The following is a 23305-nucleotide window of genomic DNA, read 5'->3' as shown; positions in this document are numbered from 1 at the left end:
TTCATGTCGACGAGTTGACGAAGCCGATGAGGATGGCGCCCCACCACCCGATCTGGGACACGACGGTGGCCGTCATCATGAGGCGCCAGTCGCGGCGGGGCAGGTTGCCGGGCGTGACGTATGCCGGCAGCTGCGCCATGCGCCGACGGAGGGCAGACATGGCGGCGCCGTTCCAGGCGACGGCGAGCACGAGGACGAGCTTGGTGACCGTCAGCGGCGAGCCGAGGTCGGGGTGGAGCAGCGCCCCGGACGCGATGAGCCCCGCCAGCCCGCCCCAGATGAGCGGGCCCGCGCCGGCCGCGAGCCGGGTCGACTCGGTGAGGCGGCGACGTCCGGCGAGCCAGAGCAGTCCGTGCCAGTCGATGACGAGGACGGCGCCGAAGGAGACGACGAGCGCCAGCACGTGGACGGCCACGACCGTGGGCCGCAGGGCGTAGTCGGTGGGCACGAACCTCGACACGACGATCGCGCCGAGCAGGGCGGCCAGGATGATCGGGAAGCGGTAGACGGGCAGCAGCTTGGACAGCGCCGGGAAGATGTCGTCGCCCGGGTGCAGCGGGATGCGGTCGCCCGGAGCCGCGGCAGCACGCTGCTCGCCTGGGCCCGCGACGTCGAGCTCGTGGTCCGCGGGCAGCGCGCCCGGGCCGGGGAACATCTCGAGGATCGCGTCGATCATGGCGATGACGTGCGAGTCCTCGTGTCGAGCGGGCCCGGACCACCCGGCCTCGACCGGCACGGGGGTCGAGACGGCTGGAGCCCGGGCTTGCGCCAGCGCCGGCGCGGGGTCCGGCACCGGCGGCGCGTCCGCGGCGAGGGCCGACGCGCTGTCGTACGCCTTGACCCATCGTCGGAGGCTGCTGGCGCTGACCCCGAGCTCTGCCGACACGACGGAGAGCCGCGCGTCGGGCGCTTTGGCCCGTTCGACGGCATATGCCCGAAATCCACTGTCGTAGTGACGTTTCGAACTCTGGACACTCTGACCGGGTGCATCCGGACCCTTGCCGGGCGGAAGCTCGGTCACGACCACCACCCCCGCTCCACTCCCCCGAGAAGCACCGGATGACCCATGACACAACAGGATTCGCTCGGAGGATAGCGCTGATCAGGGATGCAGCATCACCCCGTGGCCACCAGTCGGGCAGGCCTCCGGTGACGCCGGACAACGACCCATTCCGCCCTATTCGACCAGATGACAAGGGGTTTCGGGTCAGGTACGCACGGGTAGCGGGTTATCGTGCAACCGAGGTCGCAAGTGCCGGTGGGGGCCGGGGCATCCGCGCGACCGGCTGGCGAGTGGGGGATGGGATGGGGCAGCAGCCGCAGACACGACGGCAGATGAAGGAGCAGGAGCGGGGTCGACGGGGGATCCTGCCCGTCCTCATCAGGGTGGTCGCCGTCGCCGTGCTGGGCGCGGCCGTGTGGTTCGGGAAGGGACTGTTCACCTCGGCCGAGCCGAGCGGCTCCCCGAGCGCGATCCCGGGCGTCGCGGCACCGCTGACGACGACACCGGACCCGACGACATCCGCCACCTCGACACCCACCTCGACGCCCACACCCTCGGAGACCGCGACGGGGACGGCGACCGAGACGCCGGAGCCCGACCCGATGGTCCAGGCCGTCGCGTCGTGCCGCGCCAAGTGGGGTCTGCAGTCAGCCGCGCGCGCCGACGCCTACCGCTCGCTCTCCCAGTGGGACCGCCACCTCAAGATCATGAACGACCTCCAGGCCGGGAAGCTGACACTGGCCCAGGCGAAGGCGGCATGGCCCGCGACGACGGAGAAGGCCGCCGACAACATCGTCGCCTTCCGCGCCGCCGACAAGGCCCTGGCCGCCTCGAAGGACGCGTGTGCCGTCGAAGCCGGGGCCACAGGTGCGCAGGCCGAGGCGGTCCGCAGCTGCGCGGCCTCGATGAAGACCGTGGACGGCGTGCTGGCGCAGGCCCGCGTCGCCGTCGCCCCGTGGGAGACCCACCTCAAGGACCAGTCGCACTTCAAGGCCGGCGGGATGACCCCGGCCGCGGCCGAGGCCGCGTGGCGGGCGCTGTGGCAGAAGGGTCTGGCGACCCTGCCCGGCTACCTGGCCGTGGCCCCCAAGGGCCAGTCGGCCGCCTGCACCCTCCCCGCCTGACCCCACCCGTCGAGAGGCCAAGGCGCCTCTCACCCGTCGAGAGGCCACGACCTGCTGCCCCTCGACGTGGTGCCGGGCCGACGAGGCCGGCGTCAGGCGTGGCCGGTCTCCAGGAGGTCGTCGAGCTGCTCGTCGCCGAGCGCGTCCACGCACACGCGCACGATGTCCATGACGTCGGCGTCGGGAGCCACGGCCACGAGGTCGTGCGCCGGCCCGTCGAACTGCATCGGCCGGGCCGCCGAACCGAGCAGCAGCGGCAGCGGGTCGGCGAGAGCCGGGCGCAGCGTGACGGCCTCGCGGCTCAGGCTGCCGACGTAGATGGGCTCGAGCCCGTCGCCGTCCTCGGTCGGTCGCACGATGACGAGGTGGATGTCGTCGGCCGCGACGGCGATGCTGATCGCCCGGCGGGCAGCGGCCAGCGCGAACGAGGCGAGCCCACCGAGGTAGAGCGCGTTGCGCTCGGAGCGGGTGCGGCGGCGCAGCATCCGACGGCCGCTCGACGAGACCCCGGGTCCGCGCTCGGCGACGATGTCGAGCGAGGGGTAGCGGGCCACGATCGTGACGTAGCCGCGCGAGGTCTCGGCGTCCCAGCCGGCGTCGACGCACGTGCAGCCGCACTCGGCCGCGGCGAAGTCGGCGTCGAGCTCGGCGATGACCGCGCAGCGCTCGTGCCCGGCGAGGTCGTTCCACTGGTCGTCGAGGGCGGCGGCGCGGTGCTGGGCGATGACGACGTGGGCGAGGTCGAGGGTGCGGCTGAAGCCATCCGCCTCGGTCTCGGCGATCGCCTTGGCCTTGGCTCGGGCGGCGCGCTTGAAGACCGACACCTGCGGCAGCGCGGCGTGGAAGGCCTTGCGCTCGAGCAGGCTCCGCTCCTTGGCGGGGATCGCGGCGGCCTCGGGCGGCTCGGGCCGGCGGCGCGGCGGATGGTTCTCGAGGTGCAGCGCGACGAGCGCCTCCTCGATCGACCGCAACGCGTTGAGGTCGCCGGACTCCTGGGCCTGACGTGACCGCACCTCGAGCTCGGCGAGGCTCGGGGTCTCGTCGCCGCCGCGGTCGGAGACGGCCGAGGCATCGGTGCGCACGCCGACGCCGGTGCCGACGCGGGTGCCCGCGGTCTCGTCGAGGAGCGCGCGCAGTCCGGACGTCGACGAGCTGAGCCGCACCTCCGGTGCGACCCTGAGCAGGAGGTCCACCTCAGATGTCCAGCCGGCCTGCAGACGTCAGGAGACCATCGAGCTCCCACGCACTGTCGGCACCGGCGCGCGTCGCGACCGGCTCGACGGCGCGGCCGGGCGACGTGGCCACCTCGAGGGCGTCGGTCGAGGCGCGGGCGCGCAGCCCGGCGAGCCAGCTCCCGCGGTCGGTGCCGTAGGTGGCGGCGGTCGTGCGGGGCGGCGTGCCGAAGCGCGGCGTGCCGGCCTCCCGCACGTCACCCGCCGCCCGCTGCTCGACGACCCAGAAGGTCCAGCCGCGCGGCGGCGTCGGCCAGCTGGGGTCCGGCATCCACTCGTCACCGGGAGCCCACGACGACGACGGAACCGGCCATCCCGGAGGAGCGTTGAAGCGCACCGACATGTCTACCCCTTTGACCAGAGCCTTGACGGGGCCGACCCTGACCTCGGCCCCACATCCGCACGGTACGACCCAAAGAGGGTCAAAGTCTCCGAAATGGGCAAAATGCCCCACCCGTCCACCCCGCTCTCTCAGGGGCCGTTCGGGGGCGGGTCGGGGTCGACCCCGATGGGCACCGTCACCGCCGACGGCCACGCTGGAGCCATGACGACGAGCACGCTCTCCCCGGCCCGCGCCGCCGGCTCCCCGAGGGCCCACACCGCACCGGCCGCGTATGCCGTCACGCCCCCGACGACGCGCACCGCGCGTCCCACGCCCGCCACCGCGCCGGCTGCGCCGGCGCCCGAGTGGGTGCGCACGCGTACGACCCCCCTTCCGGGCAGCCGTGAGTCGACGGACCGGGTGCCCCTGCTGGCGCTGGTCGCGCCGCTCCTGCTCTTCACCCACGGCATCGTCGACTGGGTCGACGGACTCGACTCCCTCGACGGGCTCCGCGGTCTCGGGGGGCTCGGCGGGGTCGCCGCCGCCCGCGACCAGGGCGCCCTGTCGGTGGCCGCCGGTGTGCTCCTCGTCCTGTCGGTCGCCGGCTTCGCGTGGCTGACGGTGAGCCTCGGCGCCCGCCTGCGCCACCTCCCGCTCGCGGTGCCCACGGCGCTGCTCGCGGCGTTCGGTGCCGGCGCGACGGCCACCGTCTGGCTCGGTCACGTCACGGGCCTGCTCGGCGACGCCGTCCCCGCGGCACTGTCGTCGGGCGGCGGCGTGCTCACCGCTGTCGTCCTGGCGGTGGTGCTCGTGGCCCTCGCCGTCGAAGGGCACCTGCCCGTCGGTTCGCTCGCGCTCGCGGCCGTCTCCGTCGCGGTCATGCTCCTGCCCTGGGGCCTGGGCCCGCTCGCCTCGCTCGTGCTCCTCATCGCGCTCGCCCCGCTCACCCGGCCTGCCGAGACGAGCTGAAGCCGGCACCGCCGCGCGCGTGCCAGTCTCAGCGCGCGTACCCGTGAGTTCGGTCCGAGGATGTGGGGACGCGCCCGATCCGGGCGCCGGCACCGTCCCTCACACCACGGGAGCTCACCACATGCGACACCCCAGCCTGACCAGACGCGGCGTCGTCGCCGTCGCGTCGCTCGCCCTCGCCTCGACCGCAGCGATCGGTGGCGTCGCCGTCGCCTCGACCGACGCGACCACCGCCGAGCCCGTCTCGACGCCCGTCACCATCAGCACCCCGGACGGCCGGCTCATGAGCTACGTCGTCAACGCCCGCATCGCCAACCCCGGCCAGACGCGTCTCGTCGAGACCGCGGTCAGGGCCGCGGGCGGCGTCGTCGTCCAGTCGTGGCCGCAGATCGGCGTCGTCATCGCGCACTCGAAGGTGTCGACCTTCCGCGCCGACGTCGTCGCGAAGGGTGGCAACGCCGTCGACTCGGTCGGCGCGACCCGCACCGTCGCCGTCTCCGAGGGCACGCCCGAGGTCGCGGGGGCGTCCTGGGGCCGCGGCGCGTCCGGCTACAAGCAGGGTGCGACGAAGGCCGTCAACGGTGACCTCGAGTCCGACGCGACGCCCGCCGAGGCCACCGACCCGCGCGAGACCGAGCAGTGGGACCTGCGGATGATCAAGGCCGACCAGGCCCACGCGATCACCGACGGCTCCCGCGACGTCCTCGTCGGCGTCCTCGACAGCGGCATCGACCCCGACCACCCCGACCTCGCCGCCAACATCGACGTCGCCGACTCGGTCAACTGCACCGACGCCGGTCGGCCCGACCTGTCGGCGACCGGCTGGTACCCGACGACGAGCGACCACGGGACCCACGTGGCCGGCACGATCGCCGCGGCCCGCAACGGCGTTGGCATCGTCGGCGTCGCCCCGAACGTCCGGATGGCCGCGGTCAAGGTCGTCAACGACGCCGGCTTCATCTACCCGGAGTACGCCGTGTGCGGCTTCATCTGGGCGGGCCTCAAGCACATGGACGTGACGAACAACAGCTACTACGTCGACCCGTTCGAGTTCTACTGCGAGGACCAGCCCGACCAGTACGCCGCCAAGGAGGCCGTGCGTCGCGCGGTGACGTGGTCGACGGACCAGGGTGTCGTGCACGCCGCCGCAGCTGGCAACTCGGCCCGTGACCTGTCGGACAAGTCGTCGTTCAAGGACACGACGAGCCCGGACGACCAGCCCGCGTCGGGCTTCGTCAGCCGCACGCTCAACAGCGGGTGCGAGGACATCCCGACCGAGCTGGACGGCGTCGTGACGGTGAGCTCGATGCAGCGCTTCCCGACCGGCACGATGGACAGCCGCCTGTCGTCGTTCAGCAACCGGGGCCTCGGCAAGATCGACGTCGCCGCCCCCGGCTCGTCGATCCTCTCGACGGTCGTCGCCAACAACGGCTACGGCACGAAGAGCGGCACGTCGATGGCGTCCCCGCACGTCGCCGGCGTGCTCGCCCTCATGAAGTCGGTCCACCCGACGTGGACGCCCGCGCAGATGATCGACAGGCTGCGCGCACAGGCCGACGACAAGGCGTGCGGCACGACCACCGCCGGCCCGACGTGCGTCGGCCCGGTCGAGGACAACAGCTTCTTCGGTGAGGGTGTCGTCGACGCGCTCGACGCCGTCAGCTGACCCACCCCGCGCCCCAGTTCACCGTCGAGTGGCCCCGTCGTCCCGTGACGACGGGGCCACTCGACGGTGGAGGGGTGTCACGGCATGTGACGACGGGGCCACTCGACGGTGAAAGGGGGCCTCCCCCCTACTCGAGTGGCCCCGTCGTCACACGGGTCGAGTGTGGAGCGAGCGGACGGTGCGGGCGAGCAGGACGAGCGCGACGAGCTGGCTCACCGCGACGACGCCGACCAGCACGGGCAGCGACCGGTCGTAGAGCCACCCGGCCACGAGCCCACCGACGATCGCGAACGCCCCCTGCACCCCCGCGAAGACGCCGTATGCCGTCGCGCGGCGAGGCGCCTCCACGACCTCCGCGACGAGCGCCTTGACCGTCGAGTCCTGCACGCCGTAGGCCAGGCCCCAGACGGCGACCCCGACGAGGGAGAGGACGACGGAGCCCGACAGCGCGAGCGGGGGGACGAGCGCGACGAGCACCGGCACGGCATACAGCACGGCGCCGCCGCGCCGGTCGTAGACGAGCCCCACCCCGAGGGCGGCGAGCGCCTCGACGCCCATGGCGCCGGCATACACGACCGGGACGGTGGCGACGGGGACGAGCCCCTCGACGGTGAGGTGGTAGCCGATGATCCCGAACGTCACGAGGCCCCCGGTCATGAGGCCGGCGGCGAGGGCGTAGCCGAAGAACTCCCGCGGCAGTCCCGACCCGATGGCGTCGGCGAACCACCCGCGCAGCCCGCGAAGGGAACCGTCGCCACCCGGAACCGCCTCTGCTGCAGGGCTGCCCACCGTCTCAACGTCGTAGACCGATGGGTCGGGCACCCGGTAGCGGATGACGGCGAGGAGCAGCATCGCGGCCGCACCGGGGATCGCGAGGACCGCCATGCTCGGCCAGATCGCGCCGGTCGCTGCGACGACGCCCGCGACGAGGAGCGGCCCGGCGAACGCCCCGACCTGGTCGAGCGCCTTGTGGACGCCGAAGCCCCGCCCTCGGCCGACCGCCGACGCGACGTGCGCGAGCAGCGCGGACTTCGACGGGCTCCGGACCGCCTTGCCGGAGCGCTCGAGGAGGATGAGGACGGCTGCGAGCGCGAGCCCGGCGCCGCCGACGAAGGGCGTCACGGCGAGGAGCGGCACGCAGACGGCGGTGAGGCCGTAGCCGACGATCGTCAGCCCCCAGTAGCGGCCGGTCCGGTCGGCGAGCGGCCCGAAGACGAGGCGCAGCACGAGCGCCATCGCCTCGCCGGCACCGGTGACGAGCCCGACGACGAGCGCCGTCGCGCCGAGCGAGGCGAGGAGCGGGCCGTACATCGACCGCGCGCCCTCGTAGACCATGTCGGCGGCGAGGCTGACGAAGCCGAACCACCACACGACCCGCCACGCCGACCAGCGGCCACGGTCGGATCCGGAGCCGGCCCCGGCGGTGGGAGCGCTGGCAGCCGGGTCGGTCATGCGGGGCAACCTAGCAACCACACCTGCGACCGGAACTGCGACGAGACCTGCGACCAGACCTGCCCACGGGCCTAGCCTGAACGGGTGAGCAACCCGGACCGCCACCCCACCGAGGTCGTCTGCGGCGACGACCCGACCCCCTCGACCGCCGTCGTCCTGCCCTACCGGGAGGTGCCGCTCGGCGGCCCGCGCGCGATGCCGGTGCGCCGCAGCCTCCCGCAGCGCGAGCGCTCGCTCATCGGCGCGTGGTGCTTCGTCGACCACTACGGCCCCGACGACGTCTCGCAGACGGGCGGCATGGTCGTGCCCGGCCACCCGCACACCGGCCTGCAGACGGTGTCGTGGCTCTTCACGGGCGAGGTCGAGCACCGCGACACCACCGGCGCGCACGCGTTCGTCCGCCCCGGCGAGCTCAACATCATGACCGCGGGCTCAGGCATCGCCCACTCGGAGTACTCCACCCCCGACACGACCGTCCTCCACGGCGCGCAGCTGTGGGTCGCGCTCCCCGACGCCGACCGTGACACGCAGCCGGGCTTCGAGCACTACGCCCCACCGGTGACCGAGGTCGACGGCGCGCGGGTCCTCGTCTTCCTCGGCACCCTCTTCGGCCAGACCTCGCCGGTGACGATGTTCTCCGACCTCGTCGGCGCCGAGGTGACGCTCGCCGCCGGCGCCTCCCTCGACATCGAGGTCGACCCCACTCATGAGCACGGGCTGCTCTGCGACACGGGCCTGCTCACGGTCGGTGACGCCACCGCCAAGCCCGGCGAGATCGCCTTCCACGCCACGGGCGCCGGGCGCATCACGGTCGAGGCGGGCCCCGACGGGCCCGCGCGCTTCCTCGTCCTCGGAGGCGCACCCTTCGGCGAGCAGATCGTCATGTGGTGGAACTTCATCGGCCGCAGCCACGACGAGGTGGTCGCCTTCCGCGAGGACTGGCAGCGCGAGCGCTCCCCGCGCGAGGAGGGGTCGTATGCCGCCGCGGCGCCCGACGCGCGCTACGGCACCTTCCCGGACGCCTGGGACCACACCCTCCCCGCGCCCGGCCTGCCCCACCTGCGCCTCCGGTCCCGCGGCTGACGAGCATCGAGACGACCACTCGAGTGGTCACTCGTGTACAGGGTTTGAGGTCGGGCCGCCGTCAGGAGAAGGATGGGCGCATGCGCGCGACGACGATCCATGCCCCCGGTGACATTCGCCTGACCGACGTCCCCGACCCGACGATCGAGGCCCCGACCGACGCCATCGTCCGCGTCGTGGCCGGCTGCATCTGCGGCTCGGACCTCTGGCCCTACCGCGGCGCCAACCCGATCACGCCCGGCTCGACGATCGGCCACGAGGCCGTCGGTGTCGTCGAGGAGGTCGGCGGCGACGTGCGCAACATCAAGAAGGGTGACTTCGTCGTCATCCCCTTCGTCCACTGCGACAACACGTGCCCGCACTGCCTCGCCGGCATGACCTCGGTGTGCGACCACCAGGGCTGGACCGAGAGCGGCCAGGCCGAGCTCGTCCGCGTCAACCAGGCCGACGGCAGCCTCGTCGCGACCGACGGGATGCCCGACGACGCGATGCTCCCCTCGCTCCTCACCCTCGCCGACGTCATGGCGACCGGCTGGCACGCTGCCGTGTCCTCGCGCGTGCAGCCCGGGGGCACGGCCGTCGTCATCGGTGACGGCGCCGTCGGCCTCTGCGGCGTCATCGCCGCCAAGGAGCTCGGCGCCGAGCGCATCGTCGCGATGTCGCGTCACGAGCCGCGTCAGGCCCTCGCCCGCGAGTTCGGCGCGACCCACGTCATCGCTGAGCGCGACGACGCCGGCGTCGAGGCCGTCCTCGAGCTGACCGACGGCATCGGCGCCGACTCCGTGCTCGAGTGCGTCGGCACCGACCAGTCGATGAAGACCGCCTTCCGCATCGGCCGCCCCGGCTCGACGGTCGGCTTCGTCGGCGCCCCGCACGGCGTCGAGCTGCCCGTCCGGCAGATGTTCGTCCGCAACGTCGGCCTCGCTGGTGGCATGGCTCCCGTGCGCACCTACCTGCCCGACCTGCTGGACCGCGTCCTCGACGGCCGCATCGACCCCGGCAAGGTCTTCGACCTGACGCTCCCCCTCGACGACGTCGCCGAGGGCTACCGCGCCATGGACGAGCGCCGCGCCATCAAGGTCCTCCTGCGCCCCTGAACGACCCTGAGCGACACTGAGCGACCCTGACCAACCCTGGACAGCGGCCTCCCGGCCGCACCGATCGGGTATGCCGTGAGGGCACCAAGCCGTTGACGCTCGCGCTCCGAAGACCGCTCGTGACCCGCGAACCCGAGCAGACGGCATACCCGGCTTCGACAGAGGAGCGAGACGTGACGCACGCCCGGCTCATCGACACGGCGGCTCCGAGCGCGCCCCGCGGCATCGTCCTCGTGCTCCACGGCGGCGCGGCCCGGCGCAAGCCGATGCGGGTCAGCCCCACCCAGCTGTCGGTGCTGCGGATGGTGCCGATCGCGAGCCGCATCGCACGTGCCGCCAAGGGCGAGCTCGCCGTGCTGCGCCTGCTCAACTCGACGCGCGGCTGGGACGCCCACCACACGCCGGTCGACGACGTGCGCTGGGCCCTGGGTCGGGTCGCCGACCGCTTCGGCCCCGACCTTCCGGTCTGCCTCGTCGGGCACTCGCTCGGCGGACGCGCGGCGCTGCTCGCCGCCGGTGAGGATCCCGTCGTCAGCGCCGTCGCGCTCAACCCGTGGGTCTACCCCACCGAGGGGCACCTCGACCTGAGCGGGCGCCGCATCCTCGTCGTCCACGGCGACGACGACCGGGTCGCCCGACCGACGAGCTCGGCGTCCGTGGCCCGCGACCTCGCCCGCACCGCGGAGGTCGGCTACGTCACCGTCGAGGGCGGCAAGCACGCGATGCTGCGCCGCCACGAGGTCTTCGACGGCCTGGCAGCCGACTTCGCCGCCGCCACCCTCCTCGGCCGTCGGCCCGAGGGCGTCGTCGGTCGGGTCCTGGCCGGCGAGGCGTGGGTCGACGTCTGAGGCCCGGACGTCTGAGCCCCAGACGTCCGCGCGCCGTCTCCCGCACGTCTTGCTGCGGAAGCCACCGCACAACCCACGTTTTGTAGGTTTATGACCATTTGGTCACCAAATGCGTGCTTACTTTGCAGTCGTCCCCTTTGCCGAATACAGTCGAGGCACCCCCTCCAACGACCGGTCCGGAACTAAGTGAGGACCAGGATTGGCCCCGAGATTTGCGTCAGTCGATGACTACATCGCCTCCTACCCCGAGGAGACGCGAACTCAGCTTGCGGGGGTCCGCCGCACGATCCGCGAGGTAGCCCCGCACGCCGGCGAGAAGATCAGCTACGGCATGGCGACGTTCACCGTCGACGGCAAGCCGCTCATCTACTACGCCGGGTGGAAGAACCACGTCGGCCTCTACCCCGTCCCGACGGGCGACGCGAAGTTCGAGGAGGCGATCAGCCCCTACCGGCGCGCCAAGGACACCGTGCGTTTCCCGATCAGCCGGCCGGTCCCGCTCGAGCTCGTCTCCGAGATCACCGAGCTGTGCCTCAAGCGCCGCGCCGCCGTCACCGAGGGCCACGACGCCTGAGGCGCCCTCGGACCGATCAGCCGGGGCCGGGCGCCTCCATGACGGAGAGCACGTTGCCGGCCGGGTCGGTGAACCACGCGATGAGCGGCCCGCCCCCGCGGAAGATCCCCTTGGGGTCGGTCTCCATCGGGGTACCGGCATACCGCTCGAAGACGATCCCCTTGGCCGTGAGGTCGTCGACCGCGGCCTCGATGTCGTCCACGGGGAAGTTGAGGATCGTGAACGACGCCGGCTCGTGGTTCGGCTTCGGATAGACGAGGGTCGGGCGGTCGCCACCCTCGCCCGCGAGGTGGAGCGTCAGCATGCCGTTCTCCTCGGTGACGCGCAGGCCGAGGGCGTCGGCGTAGAACGCCCGGGCCGCGGGGATGTCGTCGACGGAGAAGCCGCTGAAGGCGTGGGAGTCCTGGAGCACGGTGGGTCCTTCCATGGCCTGTGCGCGGGCGCGGTGCGCGCCCGACCCCTCCAGTGAAGACCCGTCGGGCCCGCCACGGGCCGCGCCGGCCGAAGAAAATTCGGTGGAACCCCAATCCAGCCGGCCCTCGGCGGCGAACCCCCGCCCGGAGACGGTCGACGACGACCCCCCGTCTGAAGCAGAGAAGGATGGACGGTTTGTCTCCTCGTCAAGGAGGAACACAGATGCGCACCACCACCACTCGGATCGCCGGCGCCAGCCTCGCTGCAGCCGCCGCCATGGCCCTCAGCATCGGCCCGGCCTTCGCCGCGGACGCCTGGGTCAGCGCCAACCTCAAGCCCGTCGCCGGCAACGGTGTCGACGGCAGCGGCACCGCCATGGTCGAGGTCACCGGCAACAAGATCACCGTGACGATGGCCGCCAACGGCCTGCTCCCCGACAACCCGCACGCCGCGCACATCCACTTCGGCGCCGAGGCCCGCCACGAGTGCCCGATCCTGTCCGACGACAAGAACGGCGACGGCCACCTCAACACGACCGAGGGTGGCCCGGCCTACGGCGACATCGTCGTCTCGCTGACGAAGACCGGTGACACGAGCCCGAAGTCGGGCCTCGCCATCGACCGCTTCGACACCGCGCCCGGCGGCAAGCTGACCTACCAGCGCGGCAGCATCAAGGTCTCCAGCGACGTCGCCAAGGCGATCTCGGCCGGCGAGTCCGTCGTCGTCATCCACGGCGTCGACTACAACGAGGACGGCAAGTACTCCGGCGACACGAAGAGCGACCTCGACAAGTCGCTCCCGACCGAGGCCACCGACCCGGCCCTCTGTGGCGCGCTGCGCGTCGCCCCGGCCGGCGGCATGCACACCGGTGGTGGCCTGGCCGCCGACAGCCTCAAGAGCGGCGGCCAGAACGAGGCCCTCATGCTCGTCGGCGGCGGCGCCCTGCTCGCCGCAGCCGGAACCGGGGCCTTCGCCGCCCGCCGCGCCCGGTCGCGCGCCTGATCGACGGGACCACCCCCATGACCGAGCGCACCCGGCTCCCCGGCGCTGACCGCCCCACCCGTCGCTTCGGCGCGGGTGTGGCGGCGGCCCTGGCGGTCACGGCCGTCCTGGTCGTCGTCGGGATCGTGGCGCTCGTCATGGGCCTCCGGGGCAACCCGGGGACGCCCGGTCCGCCGCCTCCCGCGGCGGGCGGGGCTGCCTCGGCCTCAGCGCCGGCGCGCCCGTCCGGCAGTCCCACGTCGAGCCCCACGTCGAGTCCCAGGTCGAGTCCGTCGGCGTCCCCCGGTCAGGGCGGGACACCGACATCCGGCAGGACGGCCGGCGGCGACGCGAAGGGCAGCGGCATCGGTGAGTTCCTCGAGGCGTCCGAGCCGACGTCGATCGAGATCCCCTCGATCGGGGTGCGGTCGTCGCACTTCGTGCCGCTGCGCATCCAGCGCGACGGGACGATCTCCGTGCCGGGCACGGCTCAGGAGGTCGGGATCTACGACGACGGCCCCACGCCGGGCCAGCTCGGTCCGTCGGTCCTCGCCGCGCACGTCGACACCCCGTCGGGCGTGCCGGGCATCTTCTACGAGCTCGGCAAGGTCAAGGCCGGCGACGTCGTCAAGGTCTCGCGCCGGGACGGCTCGCACCTGACCTTCACCGTCGACACGGTCGCGGCCTACAAGAAGTCGCAGTTCCCGACCGAGCTCGTCTACAAGGGCGACTTCACCAAGGCCGAGATCCGCCTCGTGACGTGCGGCGGTCCCACCGACAGCCGCAACGAGTACCGCGACAACGTCGTCGTCTTCGGCCACCTGTCGGGCACCACCTGAGCCGCCGCGCGGCTCCACCAGCACCGACCCGAGGTATGCCGCGGGGTCCCCACCGAGGGACCCCGCGGCATACCCGTGGGGGGCTTGTCGGGCACCGCGTTGCGGTGTGATCCACGTCTCATCCAGCGGAAGGTAAAGCGTTGGTATAGACGGACACACCGGACATTCAAGGGCGATCGCCGCGCGTCGTCGTTACCGTGGCGTGACATTTGCCAGTCGCCTCGTCTAGTCTTCCGGGAGTCCGGCCACCTGGTCGGACTCTCGTGAGGTGGACCGCCTAGTCCTGTCACTGCCTGACGAGAGAGATCAAACCTTGTGACAGGAGCGGAGGAACCACACGTTTCTCCGGGCGTCCGGCGCAACGACTTCGGACGTCCTTGGGGTGAAGACCGAACCGCCCGTGACCTCGTCACGAAGCGGGGGTGGCCCGGGCACCTTTCCGCCCGAACCCGACAGCTAACTTCGTAGGCGCGGAGAGGTAACACGCGTGAACACTGAGAACATCCGCGGCCGCCATCGTGCGCCAGGCCGCCACAACCCCCTCAACGAGCTCAAGCTCCTCGCCCGCGAGTCGGCCCAGCCGGCCATGAAGGCGGGCGCCGTCGTCGCCGCCACCGGTGGGCTCGTCGCCACCTTCGCCAACCCGGCCAGCGCTGACACCCTCTCGCCCGCCCAGGGTGAGGTCGCGGCTGCTGCCGGCGTCGACGCCGCGGCCCCGGCCGCTGTCGGCCCGTCCACGGCTGCCGCCCCGGTCGCGTCGACCGCGCTCTCGAAGATCGGCTACGCGCCGGCCGTGCAGAAGGCCGTCGCCCAGCGCACGGCCAAGCCGGCCAAGCCGCAGGTCATCGAGGACGTCAAGGTCAAGACCGAGCGCGCTGCCGCCAAGGCCGCCGCCGAGCGCAAGGCCGCTGCCCAGCGCGCCTCGCGTGACCTGACCCGCAAGACGCTGACCACGAGCACCTCCTCGTCGAAGTCGAGCAGCAACGGCTCCGTCCCGAGCGCCTCGTCCGGCATGCGCGCCTCGTCCAACTGGGCCACCGACGGCCAGTGCACGTGGGGCGCCCTCAACAAGTGGTACCAGTCCGAGGGCTACTACCCCGGCGGCTGGACCGGCAACGCGATGGTCTGGGACACCGGCGCCGCCAACGCGGGCTACACCGTGAGCGGCACGCCGCGCACGCGCTCCATCCTCGTCATGGAGCCCGGCGTCCACGGCTCCTCGAGCGTCGGCCACGTCGCCTGGGTGACCGCGGTCAACGGCAACGAGGTGACGATCATCGAGATGAACGCCCTCGCCGGTGCGTACAACTACAACACGCGCACGCTGACCGACGGTCCCGGCATGAAGTACATCTACGCGCCGTGACCCACCGGGTCGTCGTCACGACGAACACCGCGGAGTTCTCCGCGACCTGAGCGCGTACGAAGGGGAGGATGCCTGTGCATCCTCCCCTTCGGCATGCCCGGGACGACGCGGCATACCCGCACCGGCCCGGCCGGGCACCCGACGCCCGCGTGGGATCGGCCACACCCCCAACCCTGGACACCCGGGAATGATCGACCGCCCGACCTCCTTGTCGCCTAGGTAGTTGAAGGCTCCACCGATCGTCGGTGGACGCCACCAACCCACCGACAGTCCCCTAGACGTGAGGAGCAGGCCTGTGTCGACGGCCTTCGAGAGCATCCGCATCGGCCGCTGGGACCTCCCCCAGCGCTTCGTCATGGCACCGCTGACGCGCAACCGCGCGGGCGAGGGCCAGGCGCCGACCGAGCTCAACGCCGAGTACTACGGCCAGCGCGCGAGCGCCGGCCTCATCATCACCGAGGGCACCCAGCCGAGCGCCGTCGGCCAGGGCTACCTGGACACCCCCGGCATCCACTCGGACGAGCAGGTCGCCGGCTGGCGCCTCGTCGCCGACGCCGTCCACGCGGGTGGCGGCCACGTCGTCGTCCAGCTCATGCATGCCGGCCGCATCGCCCACCCCGACAACAAGGGCGGGCTCGAGAGCGTGGCACCGAGCGCCATCGCCGCGCCCGGCGAGATCGTGACCCCGAAGGGTCAGCAGGCGTATGCCGTCCCGCGGGCCCTGACGACCGAGGAGATCCCCGCGCTCGTGGCGGAGTTCGCCCACGCCGCGCGCCAGGCCGTCGCGGCCGGGCTCGACGGTGTCGAGGTCCACGCCGCGAACGGCTACCTGCCGCACCAGTTCCTCGCCCCGTCGAGCAACGAGCGCACCGACGCCTACGGCGGCTCGCCCGAGAACCGCGCCCGCCTCACGGTCGAGATCACCAAGGCCGTCGCCGAGGCGATCGGCGCCGACCGCGTCGGCATCCGCATCTCGCCCTCGCACAACATCCAGGGCGTCCTCGAGAAGGACGAGGCCGAGACCGCCGCGACCTACGAGTCGCTCGTCGAGGGCATCGCCCCGCTCGGGCTCGCCTACCTCAGCATCCTCGGCGACCCGGAGTCCGACCTCGTCCGCGACCTGCGCAAGCGCTTCGACGGCCCGGTCATCCTCAACACCGGCTTCGGCAAGGTGACCGAGCTGGCCGACGTCGAGGACATCCTCGAGCGCGACCTCGGCGACCTCGTGGCCGTCGGGCGCGAGTTCCTCGCGAACCCCGACCTCGTCCGCCGCTGGCGCGAGGGTGCCGAGCTCAACGAGCCGAACTCCGACACCTTCTACGGTGGCGGCGCCGAGGGCTACACGGACTACCCCGCCCTCCCCTGAGGATCCCCGTACGGGAGTGACCACTCGAGCACCACACCCCCTCGAGTGGTCACTCCCGCACGCACCGAAACGACCACTCGACGTGGGGTTGCGCGAGGTCAGGTGGGGTCGGGTGGGTCCTGACCCTCCTGCGCCGACGGGAGCGGGTCGCCGAGGGGGCGCTGGACCCACGTGACGTCGTGCGAGGAGCCGAACTTCCAGCCGATGTCGCGGTACGTGCCGACCGGCTCGAAGCCCATCGCCGCGTGCAGCCGGCCGCTCGCCTCGTTGGGCTGGGTCATCCCCGCGGCGGCCATCCGGTAGCCGCGGGCCGTGAGCCGCTCGAGCAGCGCCTCGTAGAGCCGGCGCCCGCCGCCGCGACCGCGGCGGCCGGCCGCGAGGTAGACCGACACCTCGCACGACCACCGGTACGCCGCGCGCTCCTTGAACGGACCGGCATACGCGTAGCCGACGACCTCGCCCGCCTCCTCGAGCACGAGGAACGCGTGCCGCGCCTGCGCCTTGGCGATCCGGCGCTCCATCTCGGCGACGTCGGGCGGCTCGGTCTCGAAGGTGACCGTCGTCCCGGTGACGTAGGGCGCGTAGATCGCGGCGCACGCGGCTGCGTCGTCGGGCCCGGCGTCACGCACGCGAGTCGGGGTGGGCGGTTCGAGCGGTTCGCGCAGGTCGGACATGCCGCGATGCTAGGGCGCCGGTGTGTCGGCCGCGTGAACCGCTCCCCGGCCCGCCACCGCTCGGCCACACTGGCGCCATGCTGACTGCGATCCGGGCCCGTGTCCTCCCCGAGAACCAGCGCCGGACCTTCGAGGAGCTCACCTCGGACCTCGACCTGAACGAGGGCGACACCCTCTCCAAGCGGTCGGCCTTCTGGACGATGCTTTTCCTCGCGGCGTGCATCGCGAGCGCCGGGGTCATCGCCGACTCGACGGCGACCGTCATCGGCGCCATGATCATCGCCCCGCTCTCGACGCCGATCATGGGGACGGCGCTCGCCCTCGTGAAGCGCGAGCGCACCGGCGGCGTGAAGTTCGTCGTGCTCGGCGGGGTCATGGTCGTCGCGGTCGGCGCACTCTTCTCCCTCATGCTGCCGAGCCCCTACGACCTGCTCTCCAACTCGCAGGTGGCCGGGCGCACGAGCCCGCGCCTCGTCGACCTGCTCGGGGCGCTCGCGACCGGGTTCGCCGGCGCCATCGCCCTGGCCCGTCGTGACGTCGCCGCGATCCTGCCCGGCGTCGCCATCTCGATCTCGCTCGTGCCGCCGCTCTGCGTCGTGGGCATCTGTCTCGCCGAGGGCAACCCGAGCCTCGCGTTCGGCGCGCTCGTGCTCTTCCTCTCCAACTTCCTGGCCCTCGTCTTCGCCGGCAGCCTCGTCTTCACGACGCTCGGCTACACGGCGTCGATCCGCGAGGCAGGCGGTGGCCCGCGTCGGAAGGTGCGCGTCACCTTCGGGGTGCTCGTCCTGCTCGTGCTCGTGCCGGTCGTCCTCAACACCGTCATCGGCATCGCCGTCACGCAGCTCGTCGAGATCGGTCGCGCGAGCACCCGGACGTGGCTCGCGTCGACACCCGGGGCCGAGATCCTCGACGTCACCAACCAGGGCTTCAGCCTCGTCATCCAGGTCAAGGCGCCCGACGCCCTCCCCCCGACCGCGACGCTCATGCGCGAGCTGAGCGGCAGCCTGCCGACCGGCATTCCCGTCGTGCTGGAGCGGTCGGTCGGGGAGAGCATCGACCTCGGCACCACGAGCTGACGCTCAGGCCCGGTCGGGCGCCCCGTCCTCCTCGTCCTCGTCCTCGTCCTCGTCCGGGTCGGGGTCCGGCGGCGGCTGGTGCGACCGGGACGAGTCGAGCGCCTCGAAGAGCGTCCGTGGGACAGGTCCCGACCGCGAGGTCACCGGGGCGCCCGCCGAGGCACGCGGCATACCCGCCGCGAAGCGGGACACGATGAGCGCGACGAAGGTGACGAGGTAGACCTGCCCGACGACGGCCTCGCTCGCCGCGGCCATCCGGCCGAGGTCGGCCACGGCCGCGACGTCCCCGAAGCCGACCGTCGAGATGGTGACGAGGCTGAAGTACATGTACGTCGTCGTCGACACGTCCTCGCCGAAGAAGGGGGTCGGGGTGTAGGCGTCGATGGTCTGGAAGAGGAACGCATAGGCCACGGCCAGCTGCAGGTAGGCCGCGACCGAGCCCATGATCGTCTGGATCGTCACGACGGTGTGCTGCAGGACCCGGCGGGCGATGAGCACCGGCGTCAGGGCCGCGGCGAGCAGCCACGTCGTCTCGGGCGGCACGGCGGACGACCCGTCGGCGCGACGCCACCACAGGGCCGCGAGACTGATGAGGACGACGACGACGACGAGGACGTCGACCGCGCGGCGCCAGCGACGCCGGCTTCCCGAGGCACGGACCGCCGCGATGAGGGCGAGCCCGCTGATGGCGTGCGCGAAGAGCTGCGCGAGGAGCGAGCCGCGCACGTCGATGAGGCCCTGCACGGCGATCGTGATGAGCACGAGGACGAGGACGAGCCCGAAGCGGTCGAGCAGCGGGGCGCGGATGAGCCGCTCCCGGCGAGCCTGGCGGGCCTCGCGACTCGACCGCACGGGCGTCGGCGACGCACCCGCGCCACCCTCGTGCCCGCTGCTGGTCTCGGCCATGCCGCCCTCCTCGAGGGTCGCGGGGACATGCTCCCCGCAACCCGAGGATAGGGCGGCGGGGCCGCCCGCGCCCGCAGGTCGTCGGAGACCACGCCGACCGAGGGCGTACGCGTGGGCGAGCACCTGCTCGGCGGTCTCCTCGGGCGTCATCGCGGACGTGTCGAACCACTCTGGCAACGGGACGACCCTCGCCGGCCGGCATGCGCCAGCATGGGTCGTATGCCGCCGCGTCCCGTCCTCGTGCTCACCGGACCTCCCGCGGTGGGCAAGTCCACGACGGCGCGCGCGGTCGCGGAGGCGCTCGACCGGTGTGCGGTGGTCGACGTCGACGACGTGCGTCAGCTCGTCGTCTCGGGCGGGGTCGCGCCGTGGGACGGCGAGGAGGGCCGGCGGCAGCAGCGGCTCGGGGTGCGCAACGCCTGCTCGCTGGCCGGACAGTTCGTCGCGGCCGGCATCGACGTCGTCGTCGCCGACGTGCTCACGCCGGACACCCTCGCGCTCTACCGTGAGCTGCTGCCGGGCTGCGTCGTCGTGCGCCTGACCGTGCCGCTCGAGGAGGCATGGCGGCGCGCGTCGACGCGGCCGGTGTGGCTGACGGACGACGAGTTCGTCGCGCTGCACGAGGCCGACGCCCTCTCCGCGCCGGCGGCAGACCACGAGCTCGACGTGAGCGCCCTCGACCGCGACGGGCAGGCGAGGGCCGTCGCCTCCCGGTGGGAGCGGGACCCGCCAGCAGGGTGACGTACGCTCGAGGTGGGTCGACGACCCGGGGCTGCCGAGCAGCCCGGTCACGAGAGGAGACGGCATGAGCGTCCTGCGCCACCGCGCGTCCACCGACGCGGCCGCCCTCCCCGCCCTCGCCGCCCTCGTCGCGAGCCTCGCCGCGACGGTCGTCGTCCTCCTCGGCACCGTCACGGGTGTCGGCGCCGGACAGGTGCTCCTCACCGCAGCCACCGTCGGCGTCCTCACGGTCGTGCTCGCGACGACCGCCGTGCGCCCGGCACGGCCGGTGCCGGTGCCCATCCACCCCTCCGGGGTGCCGGGTGCCGTACCCGCGTCGACGGCGTACTGGTGCGCCCTCGACGCACCGCGCTGCCCCCAGCGTCCTCGGGCTCCGGGTCGGCACTGACCCCGTTCGTCGCACCTGCGACGTCCGGGCCACTGCCCACCCATCCCGGCCCCTCCGCGGGCCCGAGCCGAGGAGCTCAACCGTGCCTGACCTGCTGTCCCCCTTCACCCATGCCGTCGCCGCGGTGCTCGCGGCCACCCACGACGTCGCCGGCGCACTCGGCCTCAGCCCCGGGTCCGCGGGCGCGTGGCTGCTCGCCGTCCTGCTGCTCGTCGTCGCCGTCCGCACGGTGCTGCTGCCGGTGACGATCCACGGGGTGCGCTCGTCGCACGCCCGCGCCCACGCCGCGCCCCAGCTGCGCGAGCTCCGCCAGAGGTATGCCGGCAGCCGTGACCTCGAGCAGCTGACCGCGATGCGCGCCGAGCAGAAGGCGATCCACACCGAGCACGGCGTCTCGGGGTGGAGCCTCGCGCCGGCGCTGCTCCAGCTACCGCTCTTCTACGCGCTCTACCGCGTCGTCTCCGACCTCACGGCCGGGCACTCGGTCGGCGCGCTCGACGCCGGCCTCGTCGCCTCGGCGTCGGCGGCCTCGCTCGCCGGGCTGCACCTGACGAGCCACCTCGGCACGACGCTGGGGTCGAACCCGGCGGCCGGGATCGTCCTCGTCGCGGTCGCGCTCGGGGCCGCCCTGCTCAGCCTCCTCGCCCAGCGCTGGTTCGTGCTGCCCATGACCGACCTGACCGACCTTCCCGAGGGGATGGCGACGGTGCAGCGGCTCCTGCCGTGGCTCGGGGCGGTCGGCGTGCTCGCGGCGGCGGTCTTCGTGCCCGCGGGGCTCATCGCCTACTGGTTCCTCAACAACGCGTGGACCTTCGCGCAGCAGGGGATCATCTGGCGCTTCGCCCCGACGCCCGGCTCGCCGGCGGCGAGGCGGCGTGACGCGGCGGTGCTGGAGGGCGCGGCCTCCTGACGACGGGACGACGCGGCATACGTCCTCGGTGGCGGAGGCTTCATGCCTCGCCGCGGTCGGGGGTGGCGTCTTGCGTGGTCGGCGTGAGCGCCACGCCGAGCGGGACCAGCCACGTGAGTGGGACGAGCGAGTCGACGCGGGTGGGCGGGCCGCACCTCGTCGACGACCTCCTGCGCTACCTGCAGGAGGGACGCGACGGGCTGCTGCGCGCGCTCGACGGGCTCGACGACTACGACGTGCGGCGGCCGCTGACGCCGAGCGGCACCAACCTGCTCGGGCTCGTCAAGCACGTGGCCGGCGTGCAGCTCGCCTACCTCGGCGACTCCGTCGGGCGGCCCGCGGGCGAGCGCCTGCCGTGGGTCGAGGACGGCTCGATCTGGGACTCGGCCGACATGTGGGCGACGGCCGAGGAGTCCCGCGCCGGTCTCGTCGGACTCTACGAGCGGGCGGCGACGCACTGCGACGCCGTCGTGCGCGAGCTCGGGCTCGATGCGCCGGCGAGCGTCGCGTGGTGGCCGGAGGAGCGGCGCGCGACGACGCTCGGGTCGCTGCTCGTCCGGTGCGTGGCGGAGGTGTCGCAGCACGCCGGGCACGCCGACATCCTGCGCGAGTCGATCGACGGACGCGGCGGTCGCGACCACGACCACATGGGCGACGACGCCTGGTGGACCGGCTACGTCGCGGGTATCCAGGCCGCGGCCGACGCGCACCGCTCGGTGCCCACCGACGCGGGAGCCGGCGAGGGAGCGGGCGACAGGGAGGGATCGTGAGTGAGCGCCGGCCCAACATCGTCTTCCTGCTGAGCGACGACCACGCCGCGCACGCCATCGGCACCTACGGCTCGGTCGTCAACCGCACGCCGCACATCGACGCCGTCGCGGCCGCCGGCGTACGCCTGGACAACCTCTTCGCGACGAACTCGCTGTGCGCGCCGAGCGGGGCCTCGATCCTCACCGGCACCTACAGCCACGTCAACGGCGTCACGACGCTCGACACGTTCGTCGACGCGTCGCAGCCGACCTTCGTCACGGCGCTGCGCGAGGCCGGCTACCGCACGGCGTTCGTCGGCAAGTGGCACATGGGGCAGGGATCGACCGGCGGCGTCGTCCACGACCCCCAGGGCTTCGACCGGTGGGACGCCCTCATCGACCAGGGCGAGTACCACGACCCACGCTTCCTCTCCCCCGACGGGCTGCGCGTCGAGCCGGGCTACGCGACCGACCTCATCACCGACCTCGCCATCGACTGGGTCGAGTCGCTCGACCACTCCGGTGGTGATGACCCCTGGTGCGTGCTCGTGTGGCACAAGGCGCCGCACCGGCCGTGGGAGCCCGACGCCGCGCACGCGGGGATGTATGCGGAGGGCGGGCTCGCCGGGGGCACGCCGATCCCGGTGCCGGCGACGTTCACCGACGACCTCGCCGGCCGGTCCGACACGGCGCGCCGGGCGGCGATGCGGATCGCCGACCACCTCACCGAGGAGGACCTCAAGCAGCCGGTGCCGCCGGGGCTCTCGGCCGACGAGGAGGCGCTGTGGAAGTACCAGCGCTACATGGAGGACTACCTCGCGTGCGTCGCGTCCGTCGACGACAACGTCGGACGGCTGACGTCGTGGCTCGCCGACCGGGGCGAGCTCGACGACACGATCGTCATCTACTCCTCCGACCAGGGCTTCTTCCTCGGCGACCACGGCTGGTTCGACAAGCGCTTCATGTACGAGGAGTCGATCCGGATGCCGTTCGTCCTGTCCTACCCGCGCGCCGTCGCGGCCGGCCAGGCGCTCGACCGGATCGTCACGAACGTCGACATCGCGGCGACCCTCCTCGACGCGGCCGGGGTCGACGTGCCGGAGCGGATGCAGGGGCGGTCGTTCTGGGGCGACCTGACGGATCCGGCTGCGGCGCAGCGTGACCGGGAGCGCGAGACCGAGGGCTTCTACTACCGCTACTGGATGCACGACGACCGCAGCCACCAGGTCGGCGCGCACTACGGCTACCGCACGCACCGCTACACGCTGATCTTCTTCTACAACGACGGCCTCGGGCTGCCGGGCTGCTCGGACCGCCGCTACGCCCAGGAGTGGGAGCTCTACGACCTCGAGGCCGACCCCGAGGAGCTCGTCAACGTGGCCGACGACCCCGCCTACGCGGCGGTGCGCGACGAGCTGGAGGCCCGGATGTGGCTGGCCCAGAGAGCGGTCGGCGACGAGCCGCACCCCGACCAGCCCGTGCCCCGTCTGGTCACCGAGGCCGGCGGGGAGCCCTAGGGGTGTCC

24 protein-coding genes and 1 riboswitch are annotated in these 23305 nt (G+C 72.8%); of the genes, 17 read left to right on the top strand and 7 right to left on the bottom strand.

Annotated features, from left to right (window positions below; all coding sequences use genetic code 11):
• Nucleotide 1: 1 nt before the first annotated feature.
• Entirely contained in the window at nucleotides 2–1021 is a 1020-nt protein-coding gene (locus tag ACSQ2D_RS00985; protein ID WP_435984154.1) for a transposase, read from the bottom strand.
• A 314-nt stretch (nucleotides 1022–1335) separates the two neighbouring features.
• Between ACSQ2D_RS00985 and ACSQ2D_RS00980 the strand changes: the two genes are divergently transcribed.
• Nucleotides 1336–2127, top strand: a complete 792-nt coding sequence (locus ACSQ2D_RS00980) for a hypothetical protein (protein WP_435984153.1) — start codon at nucleotides 1336–1338, stop codon at nucleotides 2125–2127.
• A gap of 92 nt (nucleotides 2128–2219) precedes the next feature.
• Here ACSQ2D_RS00980 and ACSQ2D_RS00975 read toward each other — a convergent pair whose 3' ends face one another.
• Both ACSQ2D_RS00975 and ACSQ2D_RS00970 read right to left on the bottom strand, forming a co-directional pair.
• Nucleotides 2220–3320 (bottom strand): hypothetical protein, encoded by a 1101-nt coding sequence (locus ACSQ2D_RS00975; protein WP_435984152.1) that lies wholly within the window; start codon nucleotides 3318–3320, stop codon nucleotides 2220–2222.
• Nucleotide 3321: 1 nt separating this feature from the next.
• Nucleotides 3322–3702: a hypothetical protein gene (locus ACSQ2D_RS00970; RefSeq protein WP_435984151.1), complete on the bottom strand. Its 381-nt coding sequence runs from the start codon at nucleotides 3700–3702 to the stop codon at nucleotides 3322–3324.
• A 201-nt stretch (nucleotides 3703–3903) separates the two neighbouring features.
• Here ACSQ2D_RS00970 and ACSQ2D_RS00965 point away from each other — a divergent pair, with 201 nt between their 5' ends.
• Together ACSQ2D_RS00965 and ACSQ2D_RS00960 are read left to right on the top strand one after the other, a co-directional pair.
• Complete coding sequence (locus ACSQ2D_RS00965; RefSeq protein WP_435984150.1) at nucleotides 3904–4650, top strand: hypothetical protein; 747 nt, start codon at nucleotides 3904–3906, stop codon at nucleotides 4648–4650.
• 121 nt (nucleotides 4651–4771) lie between these two features.
• Nucleotides 4772–6316: a S8 family peptidase gene (locus tag ACSQ2D_RS00960; protein WP_435984149.1), complete on the top strand. Its 1545-nt coding sequence runs from the start codon at nucleotides 4772–4774 to the stop codon at nucleotides 6314–6316.
• A gap of 147 nt (nucleotides 6317–6463) precedes the next feature.
• Here ACSQ2D_RS00960 and ACSQ2D_RS00955 read toward each other — a convergent pair whose 3' ends face one another.
• Nucleotides 6464–7768: an MFS transporter gene (locus tag ACSQ2D_RS00955; protein ID WP_435984148.1), complete on the bottom strand. Its 1305-nt coding sequence runs from the start codon at nucleotides 7766–7768 to the stop codon at nucleotides 6464–6466.
• An 84-nt stretch (nucleotides 7769–7852) separates the two neighbouring features.
• On the opposite strand from ACSQ2D_RS00955, the gene ACSQ2D_RS00950 reads away from it, so the two are divergent.
• The 4 genes from ACSQ2D_RS00950 (at nucleotide 7853) to ACSQ2D_RS00935 (ending at nucleotide 11370) form a co-directional block, all read left to right on the top strand.
• On the top strand, nucleotides 7853–8851 hold the full coding sequence (locus tag ACSQ2D_RS00950) for a pirin family protein (protein ID WP_435984147.1): 999 nt from the start codon (nucleotides 7853–7855) through the stop codon (nucleotides 8849–8851).
• Nucleotides 8852–8931: 80 nt separating this feature from the next.
• Complete coding sequence (locus ACSQ2D_RS00945) at nucleotides 8932–9948, top strand: zinc-dependent alcohol dehydrogenase family protein (protein WP_435984146.1); 1017 nt, start codon at nucleotides 8932–8934, stop codon at nucleotides 9946–9948.
• A 173-nt stretch (nucleotides 9949–10121) separates the two neighbouring features.
• Nucleotides 10122–10796, top strand: coding sequence for an alpha/beta hydrolase (locus ACSQ2D_RS00940; RefSeq protein WP_435984145.1), 675 nt, complete (start codon nucleotides 10122–10124; stop codon nucleotides 10794–10796).
• Between the two features lie 199 nt (nucleotides 10797–10995).
• On the top strand, nucleotides 10996–11370 hold the full coding sequence (locus tag ACSQ2D_RS00935) for an iron chaperone (RefSeq protein ID WP_435984144.1): 375 nt from the start codon (nucleotides 10996–10998) through the stop codon (nucleotides 11368–11370).
• A gap of 16 nt (nucleotides 11371–11386) precedes the next feature.
• Here the strand turns inward: ACSQ2D_RS00935 and ACSQ2D_RS00930 are convergent, their stop codons facing one another.
• Nucleotides 11387–11782, bottom strand: a complete 396-nt coding sequence (locus ACSQ2D_RS00930) for a VOC family protein (RefSeq protein ID WP_435984143.1) — start codon at nucleotides 11780–11782, stop codon at nucleotides 11387–11389.
• A 224-nt stretch (nucleotides 11783–12006) separates the two neighbouring features.
• Here ACSQ2D_RS00930 and ACSQ2D_RS00925 point away from each other — a divergent pair, with 224 nt between their 5' ends.
• From ACSQ2D_RS00925 to ACSQ2D_RS00910, 4 genes are all read left to right on the top strand, one after another.
• The gene (locus ACSQ2D_RS00925; RefSeq protein ID WP_435984142.1) at nucleotides 12007–12786 is read left to right on the top strand and encodes a hypothetical protein; all 780 of its coding nucleotides are present in this window, start codon (nucleotides 12007–12009) and stop codon (nucleotides 12784–12786) included.
• A 17-nt stretch (nucleotides 12787–12803) separates the two neighbouring features.
• On the top strand, nucleotides 12804–13604 hold the full coding sequence (locus tag ACSQ2D_RS00920) for a sortase domain-containing protein (protein WP_435984141.1): 801 nt from the start codon (nucleotides 12804–12806) through the stop codon (nucleotides 13602–13604).
• A 294-nt stretch (nucleotides 13605–13898) separates the two neighbouring features.
• A riboswitch (cyclic di-AMP (ydaO/yuaA leader) is annotated at nucleotides 13899–14087 on the top strand.
• 4 nt (nucleotides 14088–14091) lie between these two features.
• Nucleotides 14092–14970: a CHAP domain-containing protein gene (locus tag ACSQ2D_RS00915; RefSeq protein WP_435984140.1), complete on the top strand. Its 879-nt coding sequence runs from the start codon at nucleotides 14092–14094 to the stop codon at nucleotides 14968–14970.
• 295 nt (nucleotides 14971–15265) lie between these two features.
• Nucleotides 15266–16336, top strand: coding sequence for an alkene reductase (locus ACSQ2D_RS00910; RefSeq protein ID WP_435984139.1), 1071 nt, complete (start codon nucleotides 15266–15268; stop codon nucleotides 16334–16336).
• Between the two features lie 98 nt (nucleotides 16337–16434).
• Here ACSQ2D_RS00910 and ACSQ2D_RS00905 read toward each other — a convergent pair whose 3' ends face one another.
• On the bottom strand, nucleotides 16435–17010 hold the full coding sequence (locus tag ACSQ2D_RS00905; protein WP_435984138.1) for an N-acetyltransferase family protein: 576 nt from the start codon (nucleotides 17008–17010) through the stop codon (nucleotides 16435–16437).
• Between the two features lie 77 nt (nucleotides 17011–17087).
• Between ACSQ2D_RS00905 and ACSQ2D_RS00900 the strand changes: the two genes are divergently transcribed.
• On the top strand, nucleotides 17088–18086 hold the full coding sequence (locus ACSQ2D_RS00900; RefSeq protein ID WP_435984137.1) for a DUF389 domain-containing protein: 999 nt from the start codon (nucleotides 17088–17090) through the stop codon (nucleotides 18084–18086).
• Nucleotides 18087–18089: 3 nt separating this feature from the next.
• Here ACSQ2D_RS00900 and ACSQ2D_RS00895 read toward each other — a convergent pair whose 3' ends face one another.
• The gene (locus ACSQ2D_RS00895) at nucleotides 18090–18992 is read right to left on the bottom strand and encodes a potassium channel family protein (protein ID WP_435984136.1); all 903 of its coding nucleotides are present in this window, start codon (nucleotides 18990–18992) and stop codon (nucleotides 18090–18092) included.
• 219 nt (nucleotides 18993–19211) lie between these two features.
• On the opposite strand from ACSQ2D_RS00895, the gene ACSQ2D_RS00890 reads away from it, so the two are divergent.
• The 5 genes from ACSQ2D_RS00890 (at nucleotide 19212) to ACSQ2D_RS00870 (ending at nucleotide 23297) form a co-directional block, all read left to right on the top strand.
• The gene (locus ACSQ2D_RS00890; protein WP_435984135.1) at nucleotides 19212–19733 is read left to right on the top strand and encodes an AAA family ATPase; all 522 of its coding nucleotides are present in this window, start codon (nucleotides 19212–19214) and stop codon (nucleotides 19731–19733) included.
• Between the two features lie 64 nt (nucleotides 19734–19797).
• Complete coding sequence (locus ACSQ2D_RS00885) at nucleotides 19798–20121, top strand: hypothetical protein (RefSeq protein WP_435984134.1); 324 nt, start codon at nucleotides 19798–19800, stop codon at nucleotides 20119–20121.
• A gap of 82 nt (nucleotides 20122–20203) precedes the next feature.
• Nucleotides 20204–21031 carry a membrane protein insertase YidC gene (yidC, locus tag ACSQ2D_RS00880; RefSeq protein WP_435984133.1) on the top strand — a complete coding sequence of 276 codons (828 nt, stop codon included), beginning with the start codon at nucleotides 20204–20206 and terminating at the stop codon, nucleotides 21029–21031.
• Between the two features lie 83 nt (nucleotides 21032–21114).
• The gene (locus ACSQ2D_RS00875) at nucleotides 21115–21801 is read left to right on the top strand and encodes a DinB family protein (RefSeq protein ID WP_435984132.1); all 687 of its coding nucleotides are present in this window, start codon (nucleotides 21115–21117) and stop codon (nucleotides 21799–21801) included.
• Complete coding sequence (locus ACSQ2D_RS00870) at nucleotides 21798–23297, top strand: sulfatase family protein (RefSeq protein WP_435984131.1); 1500 nt, start codon at nucleotides 21798–21800, stop codon at nucleotides 23295–23297. The genes ACSQ2D_RS00875 and ACSQ2D_RS00870 overlap by 4 nt, the downstream gene beginning before the upstream one ends.
• The last annotated feature ends 8 nt before the right edge of the window (nucleotides 23298–23305 follow it).

This window comes from Terrabacter sp. LjRoot27, from assembly GCF_964254175.1.
Lineage (GTDB): Bacteria > Actinomycetota > Actinomycetes > Actinomycetales > Dermatophilaceae > Terrabacter.
Note: the sequence above shows the minus strand (reverse complement) of the source record. Positions and strands in the feature narration are given on the sequence as shown.